Source organism: Sporosarcina sp. 179-K 3D1 HS (assembly GCF_047228905.1).
Lineage (GTDB): Bacteria > Bacillota > Bacilli > Bacillales_A > Planococcaceae > Sporosarcina.
In genome coordinates this window covers 50,069-64,128 of sequence record NZ_JBFEGI010000011.1, presented here as the reverse complement: position 1 = coordinate 64,128, position 14,060 = coordinate 50,069, and the positions used below count along the sequence as shown (strand labels likewise).

At 48.7% G+C, this 14,060-nt stretch carries 16 protein-coding genes; all 16 read right to left on the bottom strand.

Features of this window, described 5'->3' with window-relative positions; translation table 11 throughout:
• Nucleotides 1-25 precede the first annotated feature (25 nt).
• The 16 genes from AB1K83_RS14000 to AB1K83_RS13925 all read right to left on the bottom strand — a co-directional run bounded on the left by AB1K83_RS14000 (nt 26) and on the right by AB1K83_RS13925 (nt 13,935).
• The gene (locus tag AB1K83_RS14000) at nt 26-577 is read right to left on the bottom strand and encodes a ReoY family proteolytic degradation factor (protein WP_413058824.1); all 552 of its coding nucleotides are present in this window, start codon (nt 575-577) and stop codon (nt 26-28) included.
• A 1-nt stretch (nt 578) separates the two neighbouring features.
• Nucleotides 579-1,841, bottom strand: a complete 1,263-nt coding sequence (locus AB1K83_RS13995) for a tetratricopeptide repeat protein (RefSeq protein ID WP_413058823.1) — start codon at nt 1,839-1,841, stop codon at nt 579-581.
• A 41-nt stretch (nt 1,842-1,882) separates the two neighbouring features.
• Nucleotides 1,883-3,196 carry a 3-phosphoshikimate 1-carboxyvinyltransferase gene (gene aroA / locus AB1K83_RS13990; RefSeq protein WP_413058822.1) on the bottom strand — a complete coding sequence of 438 codons (1,314 nt, stop codon included), beginning with the start codon at nt 3,194-3,196 and terminating at the stop codon, nt 1,883-1,885.
• Nucleotides 3,197-3,211: 15 nt separating this feature from the next.
• Nucleotides 3,212-4,318: a prephenate dehydrogenase gene (locus tag AB1K83_RS13985; RefSeq protein ID WP_413058821.1), complete on the bottom strand. Its 1,107-nt coding sequence runs from the start codon at nt 4,316-4,318 to the stop codon at nt 3,212-3,214.
• Nucleotides 4,315-5,421 (bottom strand): histidinol-phosphate transaminase, encoded by a 1,107-nt coding sequence (gene hisC / locus AB1K83_RS13980; protein ID WP_413058820.1) that lies wholly within the window; start codon nt 5,419-5,421, stop codon nt 4,315-4,317. Before hisC ends, AB1K83_RS13985 begins: the two co-directional genes overlap by 4 nt.
• A 30-nt stretch (nt 5,422-5,451) precedes the next feature.
• Nucleotides 5,452-5,817, bottom strand: a complete 366-nt coding sequence (aroH, locus tag AB1K83_RS13975) for a chorismate mutase (protein ID WP_413058819.1) — start codon at nt 5,815-5,817, stop codon at nt 5,452-5,454.
• A complete protein-coding gene (aroB, locus tag AB1K83_RS13970) occupies nt 5,814-6,923 on the bottom strand; it encodes a 3-dehydroquinate synthase (RefSeq protein ID WP_413058818.1) in 1,110 nt (369 codons plus the stop codon). Before aroB ends, aroH begins: the two co-directional genes overlap by 4 nt.
• A 2-nt stretch (nt 6,924-6,925) precedes the next feature.
• A complete protein-coding gene (aroC, locus tag AB1K83_RS13965; RefSeq protein WP_413058817.1) occupies nt 6,926-8,107 on the bottom strand; it encodes a chorismate synthase in 1,182 nt (393 codons plus the stop codon).
• Nucleotides 8,108-8,238: 131 nt separating this feature from the next.
• On the bottom strand, nt 8,239-9,009 hold the full coding sequence (locus tag AB1K83_RS13960; protein WP_413058816.1) for a CheR family methyltransferase: 771 nt from the start codon (nt 9,007-9,009) through the stop codon (nt 8,239-8,241).
• A 107-nt stretch (nt 9,010-9,116) separates the two neighbouring features.
• Nucleotides 9,117-9,563, bottom strand: coding sequence for a nucleoside-diphosphate kinase (ndk, locus tag AB1K83_RS13955; protein WP_413058815.1), 447 nt, complete (start codon nt 9,561-9,563; stop codon nt 9,117-9,119).
• 81 nt (nt 9,564-9,644) lie between these two features.
• Complete coding sequence (locus AB1K83_RS13950) at nt 9,645-10,619, bottom strand: polyprenyl synthetase family protein (RefSeq protein ID WP_413058814.1); 975 nt, start codon at nt 10,617-10,619, stop codon at nt 9,645-9,647.
• A gap of 24 nt (nt 10,620-10,643) precedes the next feature.
• Nucleotides 10,644-11,342 (bottom strand): demethylmenaquinone methyltransferase, encoded by a 699-nt coding sequence (locus AB1K83_RS13945; RefSeq protein WP_413058813.1) that lies wholly within the window; start codon nt 11,340-11,342, stop codon nt 10,644-10,646.
• A gap of 113 nt (nt 11,343-11,455) precedes the next feature.
• Nucleotides 11,456-12,190, bottom strand: coding sequence for a heptaprenyl diphosphate synthase component 1 (locus tag AB1K83_RS13940; RefSeq protein ID WP_413058812.1), 735 nt, complete (start codon nt 12,188-12,190; stop codon nt 11,456-11,458).
• Nucleotides 12,191-12,240: 50 nt separating this feature from the next.
• Complete coding sequence (gene mtrB / locus AB1K83_RS13935) at nt 12,241-12,462, bottom strand: trp RNA-binding attenuation protein MtrB (RefSeq protein WP_413058811.1); 222 nt, start codon at nt 12,460-12,462, stop codon at nt 12,241-12,243.
• Between the two features lie 68 nt (nt 12,463-12,530).
• A complete protein-coding gene (gene folE, locus AB1K83_RS13930) occupies nt 12,531-13,100 on the bottom strand; it encodes a GTP cyclohydrolase I FolE (RefSeq protein ID WP_413058810.1) in 570 nt (189 codons plus the stop codon).
• A 562-nt stretch (nt 13,101-13,662) separates the two neighbouring features.
• A complete protein-coding gene (locus AB1K83_RS13925) occupies nt 13,663-13,935 on the bottom strand; it encodes an HU family DNA-binding protein (RefSeq protein ID WP_239388627.1) in 273 nt (90 codons plus the stop codon).
• Between the last annotated feature and the right edge of the window lie 125 nt (nt 13,936-14,060).

Here is a 14,060-nt window from a genome sequence, read left to right as displayed (position 1 = left end):
AACTCCATCTCAAATGATGGAGTCATCAGTTTTTTGATAATTTCATATCGTTCAGCATGGCAGAAAGCTTGATAAAACGTTCCCTATCGTTAGAATCTAACGCCTCATCAACGCGTTTCATCAACGACTCCATCGTCATGGACTCAATACTTTCTTCGATCAATCGTTCCGCCAATTTCCGGTCGCTTTCACTCACTTGCAAATAGGCCGGAAGAAACGGATTTTCCTCACGAACGCTCGCATATTGCGGACAAGCATGGCTATTTGGGAAATTCAGCTGGATATACATCTTGTCATCCGGATGCAGCCGCAAGTCATGAAATGATTTCTCGGCATCCGCCGTCATCAAATTCCCTTTATAAAAGCGGAACGGGATGCTTTCGGAATCCGTTGTCGACATGACCATCGCCCGCGGACAATAATGCGCTTCATCTGTAAAATGAACGTTCTGTAGAAGGTGCTCATGGCTTAGGAGATAATTCAAGATCCACACACATTCACGGCGTTTCAATTTATACCGTTTCAAGAACCATCGAACAAAGTCCTTTTTTGCTGTGACAGGAATCATGGCCGTCATATCACACCTCCTCGTCATTTTGCGCTTCTAGAAAAGTCCTCCAATTCTCATCAGGAACAAGCTCGACCAACTCTCGGACAATTGCGATCGCTTCTTTGCGCTTGCCCTCTTCCAAAAGGAAATTGGCGTAGCTTTCAAGAAACCCGAAGTCTTCTCTCATTCCATTATATGCCTTACTATAGAATACGTATGCCTCCTCAAATTGTTCCATCCGTTCTGAAGCATACGCCATAAATGAATTCAAAAGCGGGATATCGCCGGCCACTTCTTTTGAATCGGCCAATAGATCAAGCAATTCTTCGTCTTTTTCTCTTTCATTATACAAGGAAGCGAGCGTAATGAGCGGCTCGATATATTCCGGGTCCAACGCCAGCGCCTCTTCCAGATGCTGTTCCGCTTCGTCAGGCAGACCCAATTTCACAGCGGACTTACCCGCCGCTAGCCGGAGCTCCTTGTCGTACGGGTCGCGCTTAATCCCCTCCTGAAACCATTCATACGCTTTCCGATCGTCTCCTGTCAGGACATACGCCTGTCCGATGAGCATATAAGCCGAAAAATAATCCGGATCCATATCAATCAATTCGGTCAACAACCGAATCGACTGTTCCGACTGACGTGTCTGATAATAGGCAAACGCTGCGCCAAACAGATTATCCGGCGTCCTTTGGGAATCCAATAACTCTTCGTAATACGGAATGGCCTCTTCATAAGCCGCGCCTGCACTGTAAGCCTCCGCCAGCCGGGAAGCGATGCTGACGCCCCCCACTTCGTCGGTCTCTTTCAACAGTTCCAAATAAAGGCGGGCCGCTTCCCCAAATTTCCCTGCGTCCAACAACAATTCCGCATATGCGAAACGGATGATCGGCTCGTGGGGAACAAGAGAATGGGCTTCTTTAATCTTCGAAAGCGCCGCTTCCGCCATGCCGGTCATTTGATAGAAGTCAGCCAGCGCCAACAACGCTTGGACATATTCATCATCATCCGGCTTGACTTCGGAAAGAAGCAAAAGTGCCTCATCCTCTTCTCCGAGTTCCAGCAGCGTGCCGGCCCGGTCAATTTTCAACTGGGCTTCATCAGGAAGATGGACCCGTAACATCTCGTATAGGCGATCCGCTTCCTGAATAAAACCATATTCACTTAATAAACCGGCAGCGTCATAGAGCGCATCGAAATCGGTCGAAGCTTCCAGCTTTCCGATCGCCTGATGAAGTGCGTCGAGATCGCCGTCCAAAATAATTGTTTCGATTTCCTGTAACTGCCCCATATTTTCACCTGTTCTTTCGTGATATATACACCAGCCGCATATTATTCAGCGCCTTGGAATGCTGTCAATTTTTCCAGATCTTCGAAAAAATTCGGATAGGAAATGGCAATGCAAGCTGGGTCTTCGATTGTCACAGCATCCGAAGCGGCAAGCGCTGCAATAGCAGCCATCATGCCGAGGCGATGGTCCCCGTAGGAAGAAAGGGTTCCTCCTGAAAGTGGTGTCGGCCCTTCGATAATCATACCATCTTCCGTCTCTTCGATAGCTGCTCCCAGCTTCTTCAGTTCGGTCACAACGGCTTTGATCCGGTCCGTCTCCTTGACGCGCAGTTCTTCCGCGTCTTTGATCACCGTCTTGCCTGCCGCTTGTGTCGCGAGGAGAGCGAGAATCGGCAATTCATCGATCAGCCTCGGGATGATATCGCCGCTAATTTCCGTACCGCGTAAATCGGCATGTGAAATGCGTACTGTGCCATACGGTTCGCCTTGCTGCCCTTTATCTTCCAGATACTCGATTTGGGCGCCCATCGCTTGGAGCACATCGAGGATGCCGGTCCGTGTCGGGTTCAACCCGACGTCCGTAAATACGACTTCACTGCCTGGTACCATGGCGGCCGCAACCATGAAGAATGCAGCCGACGAGATATCCCCCGGTACGACGACATCGGTGCCGGCCAATGTCTGGCCCCCCTCCATAGATACCGTATCCCCTTCCTTCTGGAGAACGACACCGAACTGCTGAAGCATGCGCTCCGTATGATCGCGGGAAACCGAGTCTTCTTGAACGGTTACTATACCATCTGCTCGTAAACCCGCAAAAAGAATAGCGGATTTCACTTGGGCGCTCGCGACTGGCATCTTGTAATCGATCGCCTTCAACGGCGGGGTCCCTTTGACTCGCAGCGGCAACAGATCGCTATCCGTTCCTTCCGCCGTAATGGAAGCACCCATCGACAAAAGAGGGCCAGTCACCCGCTTCATCGGGCGCTTCGACAGATACTGATCGCCAGTGAGCACCGACTCGACGTTGGAGCCTGCCAGGATGCCGAGCATGAGCCGGGCAGTCGTCCCGGAATTCCCTGCATACAATTCACCCGCTGGAGTGTGCCAATCAGCCATACCCGGACTGTCAATCGCCACGTCCGTCCCATCCCGCTCAATGGATACACCGAGCTGCTTAAAAATGTCAAGCGTCCGCAAGCAGTCTTCCCCTTCTAGGAAACCGGAGATATTCGTTTTTCCCTTTGCGATGGCACCGAGCATGATTGCCCGGTGGGAAATCGATTTATCACCCGGTACTCTAATTTCGCCATGCAGTCGCGGCTTGTTAAACGCTACCGTTTTCTTTTGCGTCATGAAGCGATTCCTCCCTTAGATGATTTGCATCGAATAATCCGTCGCTTTCGACAGGGCTGCCCTCGCTCGCTTCCGGTCTTCCGCCGTTTGAAAACTGATCACCAAGATGCCGTAGACATCCGTCCTTGTTTCAACAATCCGGATATTCGTCAAACTGATCCGCTCATCTGCCAAGATTTTTGTGATTTCCGAGACAATCCCAGGGGTGTCCGGAATATCGATATGTAAATCAAACGTCATATAGAGCGCTCCTTGGACCGCTCCTTCATAAGTGGATGGCAATTCATCCCGGAATTTCTTCGCATCTGCAAAGAAGTCGTAGATCTGGTCCGGGTCATTCATTTTCAACATTTCGCGGATATTGCTCATTTCATCAATCCAGCCATTCAATTGCGTCAATAGCTCTTCCCGGTTTTGAATCGTGATATCCCGCCACATGACCGGATCTGCAGAAGCGATCCGTGTAAGGTCACGGAATCCACCCGCCGCGAGCTTTTTGACGAATGGTTGTCCTTCCTGCTGATCCGCCAGCCGGCCGACCAAAGAGGAAGCGACAATATGAGGAAAATGGCTGACAATGGCTGTCATCCGGTCGTGCTCATCCGCTCCTAAGACAACAATCTTCCCTTTTGTCGGGGCCAACAGGTCGCGAAGCCTGTCCACTTGTTCCGTGGAAGCTTTTTCGGAAGGCGTCAAAATAAAATAGGCATTTTCAAATAAGTGCGCTTTGGCCGCCGAAACCCCGCTCTTATGCGAGCCGGCCATCGGATGTCCCCCGATGAACGTCCAACCCCTGTCTTCCAGAGCCTGGGCAGCCTGCATGATGGGCTGCTTCGTGCTGCCCGTATCCGTCAAAATGACATCCTCTTTCAACTCCCAATCCAACATTTCGGACATCAAGGACACGGTCGTATTGACCGGCGTCGCAAAGATGATGAAATCCGCTTGCGAACAAGCGGATTTCGCGGATGGGGCAATCACATCGATTATGCCACGGCGGTACGCTTCGTCCGCCGTCGAGTACGATCTGTCAAATCCTGTTACATGAATAGCAGGGTTTCGTTTGATGGCAAGACCGAGCGAACCGCCGATCAAGCCAAGTCCAATAATTGCTACTCTCACTTTACCGGATGCCTGCCTTTTTCGGAAATTAATGACGCCATCGCTTGGAAGAAGCCGCTGTTTTGCTCTTCTGAACCGATTGTGACGCGAACATAGCCAGGCGTGCCTAGCGCATTTCCGCTACGAACAATATAGCCATATTGCAATAGATGCTCAGATGCTTCATCCGCATCTCCCGGAACTTGGATCAATACGAAATTCGTATGGGAATCGAACAGATCCAATTCATTCGCCTCGGCAAACTGTTTGAACCGCTCCCGTTGCACATGGTTCAATTCCCGGCATTGTTCGATGAATTGTTCATCTTCCAGCGCTTTTGCCGCCACAGCAGTCCCGAGGGTGTTGTTATTGAATGGATTCCGCACTTTATTCAACTCGGTGATAATGGCTGGCTGGCCTACCGCGTAACCGACACGGAATGCTGCCAATCCGTATGCTTTCGAAAACGTACGAAGGACCAGGATATTCGGGAATTTGTCAATTAGCCGGATGGAATCGGCGTGTGAAGACTCTGTTATATATTCATAATAGGCCTCATCCAAAACGACGAGGATATGTTCAGGCACTTGCGCCAAGAACACTTCCAATACGCCTGCTGGAATGAGATTCCCTGTCGGATTGTTCGGATTACAAACCCAGATCACGGACGTTTTGTCATCGATCGCTTTGAGGAATCCATCCAGGTCATGCTGTCCGTCCACCAACGGCAGCTCTATCACTTCGGCGCCCTCCACTTTCGCGTTATGAGCGTATTGTGGAAATGTCGGAGTCGCCATGATCGTATTCGTATCCGGTCCGAGAAGTGCACGGGAAATGATGGACACGATTTCATCCGATCCATTCCCAAATAAGAGGAAGTCCTCTCCCACTTGATGTTTACTAGCCAGTTTGGTACGCAATTCCCCCGCATGGCCTTCTGGATAAATTTCAGGTTGTAGCTGCCCTTCGCATATGAATTCCTTTACTGACGGCGCACAGCCATATGGATTTTCATTGGAAGCCAATTTATGCACTTCTTTCAAGCCATACTGACTCATCACATCTTCAATTGATCTGCCTGGTTTGTACGGTCTCATTCCACCGAGTTCCTTTTTCCATTTCATCTTTTTTCCCACCTGTCCATACATTTCGTATTATTTTTGTAAATCAGGTCTTAATTTCACCGCTTCGTTTTGATACACGTGTTCCACATCGCTTTGTGGCGTATCTGAATTCGCATGCATCAATACCCGGATACAAAGCGGCAATCCACCGGGTACATCCATTTCATGAAAGCACATGACCGGCACATATTTCCACCCCTCGATGGAGCGGACCGCTTTTGCCGGGAACGTTGACTTCACGTCTACGGTTGTTGATATCATAACAGAAATGATATCAGATGGGGCTATTTTATTCGCCTCTGCCATCTCTTGCACAAGTGCTTCTGTCGATTGAAGGACGGCTTGTTCTTCATCTTGCTGGACGGTTGTCGCCCCACGGATCCCTCTTACTGTCATCGAATCGGTTCCCCCTCCGTTTTCTCTCTTAAACGATCAAACGCAAATTCACAATGTTCTCTCGTTACCTCCGTGACATACGGTTTTCCAACTTCGTTCAATAAAACAAAGTTCAATTTGCCGAATGACGCTTTTTTGTCCTTTTCCATATATTGAAGGAATTGTTCGAAGGAGTGCTCATGCACGGGCTGGAATGTATAGCCGTTAGATAAAGCGAATTGAATGAAGCGTTTCGTCACTTCCGCGTCAATCGATCCGTCCTGTTCTTCGCTTAAAATCAAGCTATAAGCCATCCCGATCATGACGCACTCGCCATGGCTCAAGCCGCCAAAGCCGCAAACCGCTTCCACCGCATGGCCGAACGTATGGCCGAAATTCAGGAATTTACGGGTGGAATGCTCGAATTCATCCTCCGCGACGATGCGCGCTTTTACGTCAATTCCTTTCAAAAGCTCCGTAGCCAGCCATTCAACGGATGGCTTGGAAAATGAAGGGTTGGAAAGCAAAGCATCTGTCCAATCCTTGTCGGAAATGAAAGCATGCTTCAAAAGTTCCGCCATACCGGATCGAATTTCACGCGGTGGCAAAGTCTCAAAAAGTTCCGTTTGGAAAATGACACCCGACGGCTGGTGGAAAGAACCGACCATATTCTTCCCTTCCGGCATATTGATGGCCGTCTTCCCGCCGACCGCACTGTCATGTGCAAGGATCGTTGTCGGGCACTGCACATAGCGGATCCCCCGCATAAAAGTCGCGGCAACAAAACCGGTCAAGTCGCCGCATGCTCCTCCACCGAAGGCAATGAGCAAGGAATTCCTCGTGAAATTATTTTGGAGAAGGAAGGATTGGCATTCGACGTAGACGGCCGGGGACTTGCAGCTTTCCCCCGCCGGAACCGTCTTGACCAAGATGTCCCTTCCATTTTTCCGCAATGCTTCCTGCAATAAAGGCAAATGGAGTTCGGCAACGTTCTCGTCGGCCAGGATACCAATGCGATCGGCGCTATCCAACAGAGCTGCATAGTCCGTGGCGAATAAAGAATACGCTTCCCGGCCGATATGGACTTCATATTCATGGTCTTTAATCTCGACGGTCAGTTTCCCCACAATCAAAACTCCTTTGCATAGCGTCTGTACGCTTCCATGTCCTGTTTCAAAGCATCCATCATATCGGAACGGAACTCATCCATGATCGCTTTCGCCAGTTCTGTAGCAATGACATGCTCTGCAACGACAGACGCTGCAGGCACCGCGCAAGGGTCGGAACGCTCAATGGTAGCGACAAACGGCTCTTTGGAATCTATATCGACACTTTCAAGGGGTTTATAAAGGGTCGGGATCGGTTTCATTACTCCACGGATGACGATTGGCATGCCGGAAGTCATTCCACCTTCAAGACCTCCGAGCCGGTTGGATTTCCGATAATAGCCGCGCTCTTCATCCCAAGCGATTTCATCATGTACTTCGCTACCATACTTTTTCGCCATTTCAAAACCAAGGCCAACTTCAACACCTTTAAACGCGTTAATGCTCATCATGGCGCCTGCCAGTTTGCCATCCAGCTTGCGATCAAATTGGACGTGGCTGCCAATTCCAGGAGGGCAGCCTTCAATGACCACTTCGACGACGCCGCCGATCGTATCGCCGCGTTCCTTCGCCGTGTCAATCGCTTCCACCATCCGCTTGGAAGCTTCCGGATCCGCACAATAGACAGGGTCACTCTCGATGATTACTCGGAGCTCCTCTACATCTTTCCCTGCATATGTATCGGGATTTGTTGTAATGCCACCGATTTCAGTCACATGAGCGACTGTACGGATGCCCAATTCCCGAAGAAACTGCTTCGCCACCGCACCGATCGCCACACGCATCGTCGTTTCCCGTGCAGAGGATCGTTCCAAAATATTTCGTAAATCACGATGTCCGTATTTGATGCCGCCGACCAGATCCGCATGCCCGGGACGCGGTCTCGTTATCTGTCTACGAATATCTTCCGGTTTCGTATCTTCCGGGAGCGGCTCGATGCCCATGATCGACGTCCAGTGCTTCCAATCATCATTGACGACCGTCAACGTGACCGGCGAGCCGAGCGTCTTGCCATGCCGCACGCCAGATGTGATTTCCACTTGGTCTTTTTCAATTTGCATGCGTCTGCCACGGCCGTGGCCGCCTTGTCTTCTTGTCAGTTCTTTATTGATCATCTCGGCAGTCAATTCCATTTGGGCGGGCAGCCCTTCAATGATTGCCGTCAATTGTGGGCCATGTGATTCACCGGCAGTAAAATATCTCATTTCATTTCCTCCTATGGGGCCTTGATAACATCTGTATGAATGCACTTTATCAAACTAAAGGGTTTTTGACCATGTTAAAATAGAAAAAAATCCGGAGAATATCCGGATAGCTCACGAATTTGGACAGACGGTCAAAGTTTTCTATAGAAAAACGTATCTTCCGATTCAAAGCCGTATTTTCCGGGATTAAAAATCTGTTCGGTGCTTCCGACAAAAAGAATGCCTCCCGGTTTCAAGGAGTTGGAAAAGTTTCTATAAATCTGATCCTTCGCCTCTTCCGTGAAATAGATCATGACATTCCGGCAAACGATCAAGTCATACCCCGTATCATATCGATCATCCAGCAGGTTATGCTGCTTGAACGTCACGGTGCGCTTCACTTCATCCTTCACTTGGTAAAAGGCGCCCTCGTTGTTAAAATACTTCGAGACGATTGGGGTTGGAGCCTCTTTCAAAGAACGTTCCGGATAGAGGCCGACTTTCGCTTTTTCCAAAACCCCCACATCCAGATCGGTCGCTAGGATAGAAATGTCACGCAGCGGAATATGGTTGGATAACACCATTGCGATTGTATATGGCTCTTCCCCTGTCGAACAGGCGGCACTCCAAATCTTCAATTTTTTATTATTGGCGAGCAGTTTCGGAAAGATTTTCTTTTCCAATACGTCCCAGCGCTGGGCATTGCGGTAAAATTCCGACACATTAATCGTCATTCGATCCAAAAATTCTTCCAGCATGTCCTTATTATTATGTATGGCTGCGTAATAATCGTTGAAATTCCGATATCCCCTTTTTTCATAAAGGGATGTCAGCCTTCTTTTCATTTGAGCTTCTTTATAGAGCGACAGATCAATGCCCGTTTTCCGCTTGATATTTTCAATAAAAGTTCCATAATCAGCCAATGTTCACCCTCCTGCTTCACCCGTCCATTCTTTCATTATAACTGATTTATCAAACGTTTTGTATAACAAAAAAACAGCCATGCGAGACGTATGGCTGTTTTCCAAAATCAGTTGATCCAATTGTTCATTAATTTGTCATAAGCAACGAGTTCTTCTTCTTTAAAGAAGAGATTGATTTCACGGACCGCTGATTCAGGTGAGTCGGAACCGTGGATGATGTTCTTGCCGACTGTTACTGCAAAGTCACCACGAATGGTGCCTGGTGCAGATTCTTTCGGGTTTGTCGCTCCCATCATGAGACGCGCAGTCGAGATGACGTTCTCGCCTTCCCAAACCATCGCGAAAACAGGGCCGGACGTGATGAATTCAACCAATTCGCCAAAGAATGGACGCTCTTTATGCTCACCGTAATGTTGCTCTGCAAGCTCTTGTGTAATTTGCATCAATTTACCGCCGACTAATTGGAATCCTTTGCTTTCAAAACGGCTTACGATTTCGCCGACCAGGTTACGTTGTACGCCGTCAGGCTTTACCATTAAAAATGTTCTTTCCATTTTTGTCCACTCCTTCAACATATGTATCGGATTTTATCCTCATAAATCGTACCATCCGGTATCGGAACTTTCAACTTTTAGTCAATATTTCCGTTTCCCGATAAAAGCCGCGATTTGCATGAACGCTTTTTTGGCATCCCCGTCCGGGAAGGCTTTGATTTCATCCAGTGCTTTCCGCAAATAAAGATCGCTCACTTTCTGGGCTTTTTCTATCGCATCCGACTGGCGGATGTACGCCAGCATTTCACGCCGCCCAGACTCGGTCAAGGTGCCATCAAAGGCCTGTTCCATATAGGGCCTAAATTCCAAATCATCTTTGATGTATAAAATGGGCAGAGTTAAATGGCCGTTGAGCAAGTCGCTACCCGCCGGCTTCCCTAATTCTTTATCCGTAGAGGTAATATCCAAAATATCATCGACGATTTGAAAGGCCATTCCTGCGTAATACCCGAAACGGCCCAAGCGTTTCACAAGAGCGGGCTCGACATTGGAGACGAGGCCGCCCAGTTCACAGCTGGATGATAAAAGTAGAGCGGTTTTCCGCTTAATACGACGCAAGTAGTCGCGGATGGATTGTTCCACTTTTTGCTGATGTTCAATTTGAATGATTTCCCCTTTGCAGATTTCCAGCATCGTATTGGCAAGAAGCTGATGGACCGGTTGGACTTGAATCTCGCCAATCGATGTAAGGGCTCGGGAGAAAATAAAGTCGCCTGTATACATCGCAACTCGGTTATCCCATCTCGCTTTCACCGTTTCCATTCCGCGCCGCATATCTGAGTCATCGATCACATCGTCATGGACAAGGGACGCCATATGAATCAGCTCCAAGGAAACAGCCACCTTCGCCATCTCTTTCATCGAGTAGTCACCGAATTTAGATGCCAATATGACGAAAATCGGACGGATCCGCTTCCCTCCTGCCCGTAAAAGGTGCAAAGAAGCCTGTTCTATGACGGGGGAAGCGGAGTGGACCGAGCGCTCCAATTCCTTCTCGACATAGGTGAGATCTTTCCGGAAATTGGCATAAAGCGACATTAACTTCATTTTTTCCAAAATGACCCACTTCCCTCGCGGTAATTATTGTTTGAATCCGATGTGGCCTGCCGCCGCGCCGCCACTATAAGATTTATACGAGACATCTCGGAAACCGACGTCGACAAATAATTGGGCCAGTTGTTTCATACCTGGGAAATCATGAGCCGATTCCTGCAACCATGAATATTCCTTGTAGCTTTTTGCAAATACTTTTCCGAGAAATGGCATGATGAACCGAAAATAAAAACGGAATAGCTGGCGATAGCCTGGGGCTTCAGGTTGGGAAGTTTCCAAGCAAGCAATCATTCCACCCGGTTTCAACACGCGATGCATTTCGGATAAAACTGTTGCAAAGTCAGGGACATTACGCAAGCCGAAGCCGATCGTCACATAATCGAACGATCCATCTGCGAACGGCAATGACATGGCATTTCCTTGCTGAAGCGTAATATTGGAATAACTCTCCACTTTCGGCTGTGCCGCTTCCAACATGCCCGCACTGAAATCAAGGCCGACCACGTTACCTTCCGGCCCGACCGCTTCCGCCATGGCAATCGTCCAATCCGCTGTTCCACAACAAACATCCAGCGCATGGGAGCCTTTCCGGATCGCCATACGCATCATAATATCTTCCCGCCATTTTTTATGCTGGTTAAAACTGATCACGGAGTTCATCTTGTCGTAATCGCTGGATATTTTCTCAAATACCTTATGTACTTTTTGTTCTTTAGATATCGACAAAGGACTAACCTCTTTTCTTTCAATGGCGACTCGGGGCGCGAGTGAGGCGCCAGGCCGCCGAGTGGGACATCAACAACAGACCCCTGACCCAGCCGCTTCCATCGCAACGTCCATCAAATCATTTTACCTGTAAGAGGCGCAATAACCTGCTGAATTTCATTCCGCAAATAGGGTGCAAGGAAATCGGACGAGTCAATGGCTTCCTGTAGTTGCCGAGTCAAATGGGTGACGAGGCGTTGGTGGCTCTCAGCTTCCAGTCGTCTTCCAAATTGTTCATCCACCATGGCACCGTCCTCTTTTCGCATCGCGGTCAATCGAAGCAAAGGCAACGCACTACTAGCAAACGGCGCGTATCTCGAGAATCCGAAGGCGTTTAGAAACTCCACAACACAACCCGCTTCAATGAGCTGGTATGCGACTAGGAGCTCCTCAACTGAATCGGGCATCTGTTCATGACAGATTGTCTTCATTTCATTTATGTGGCCAATTGTCTGAGATAGCAATCGGATAAAGTCGAATTCCGGAAGCGAGGCAAGCAGCTTGTAGTGCACTCCGCTGAAATGGTCTCCCGCCAGCACAGTCAATTGCTGCCTCTTCGTAGAGACTGATCGGGGAGAAATGGAATCATGTGCATCAAATGCTGCATGTACCGCTCCCACGGCAATGGCGGCCGTATTTAAACGGGCTGTCCATCTCTCGTCATTCAGCATGGGCAATAAGAGAAATAACGCCTTTTTGGAATTAATCACCGTCCCACCGATATCCCTTTCGACAATCGGCTCCCGGATGGCAAGCTCCACTTCAAGTATGTAATTTTCGATTTGCCTCTTCATTTTTTGTCTTTCCATCATCGGATCTCCAATCAAAGGCGCCCCTCGACAAGATTGCCAAGCGACAGTTATTCCTTCCCTTCACTTTCCACAACACCGAATGCTGTGTGAATCTCAGCGGTCCCGCGAATTTTAATCGCTGAAGTGTGTTCCGTGAACTGGGCAATCATCACTTCTCCACGGTCCAGTTTCTCCGTGTGATGAAATTTCGTGTCATTCCCTCTCGTCAATCCGATGACGTTCACACCATCTTCTTTCGCTTTGATGACGATATATTCGGGCTGTACCATAGTCCCCTCTCCCATCTGTAAATTGTTGTTCCCATCATACCATAGAAGAGGAGAATGCCGCAAAATAGTCAGGACATCCGGATAAGGGAAAGAATTTCGGCACGCTTCACTTCATCATGCTCATACACACCACGCGCCACAGTCGTAACTGTCTTGGCACCCGGCTTTTTAATGCCCCGCATTGTCATGCACATATGCTCGGCTTCAATGACCACATAGACCCCATACGGATTCAACATGTCCATCATCGTATCCGCTACGGTGGAGGTGATACGCTCCTGCAATTGCGGGCGTTTCGCTGTTGTTTCCACCGCCCGGGCTAATTTGCTGAGTCCCGCTACAACACCGTCACGCGGAATGTATGCAACATGGGCCAGTCCGAAAAAAGGGACGAGATGGTGTTCACACATTGAATGGAACTGTATATCTTTCACCAAAACGACTTCATCATGGTTTTCGTTAAATACGGTCGTAAAGTATTCTTTCGGATCTTTCCCCATGCCTTCGAAGACCTCGGCATACATTTTGGCGACCCGCTTTGGCGTTTCCAACAATCCTTCCCGGTTCGGGTCTTCCCCGATCGCCTCTAGGATCATCTTGACCGCCTCTTCAAGTTTCTGATTATCAAACTGCTGCATTTATTTAAGAAACCTCCTCAATCGGAATGTAAGTAATGGCTGACCGGAGGGGATTTCTTCCCGCTATCGGACCGGTACGGCACCCTCATCTGTCCGCCCTAATAGTAGGGGTGCGGACCGCTGTTTCAACGGAGGGAGCGAGTACATCAAAAATAGTAGCATACTCCCGCATATCCGTACAGTTTACAACCTTTAAATGATCCGGGCAAAATCAACCATACAAGCAAGCGATTATTTACCCGGAGAAACGATCATAAATCTCCGCAAGCGATCATAACTCCAAACAAACGCCCATAAATCACTGCAACCGATCATAACTCCAGATAACCGCCCATAACTCACCGCAAACGATCATAACTACAGACAACTGCCTATAACTCCTCACAACCGATCATATCCCCAGATAACCGCCCATAACTCGCCACAACCAATCATAACTCCAAACAACCGCCCATAACTCCAAACAACCGCCCATAAACCCACCATGCCCCACTGAAAAGGAGCCCATCCAATCATCCTGCCGAAGCAAGGGTGATGGATGGACTCCTATGTAGGTTCGTAATTATTTCACAGCATCCTTAAGCGCTTTCCCTGCTTTGAAAGCAGGAACTTTGCTTGCTGCGATATCGATTTCTTCCCCGGATTGCGGGTTACGTCCTTTACGAGCAGCGCGCTCACGAACTTCAAAGTTTCCGAAACCGATCAGTTGCACTTTATCTCCCTTTGCAAGAGTCGACTGGATCGTATCGAATACAGCCTCAACAGCTTTTGTAGCATCTTTTTTTGTAAGACCTGCCGCTTCGGCTACAGAGTTAATCAATTCTGTTTTATTCACACCATTCACCTCCTCTCAAAGGGGATGCTTTCGCTGATAACACTGTAAAAAGAGTATCATACCAGCATCCGCGACGCAACAATATTATCGTGTTTTCCCCATTATGATGCAGTTTCTCCAAAAAT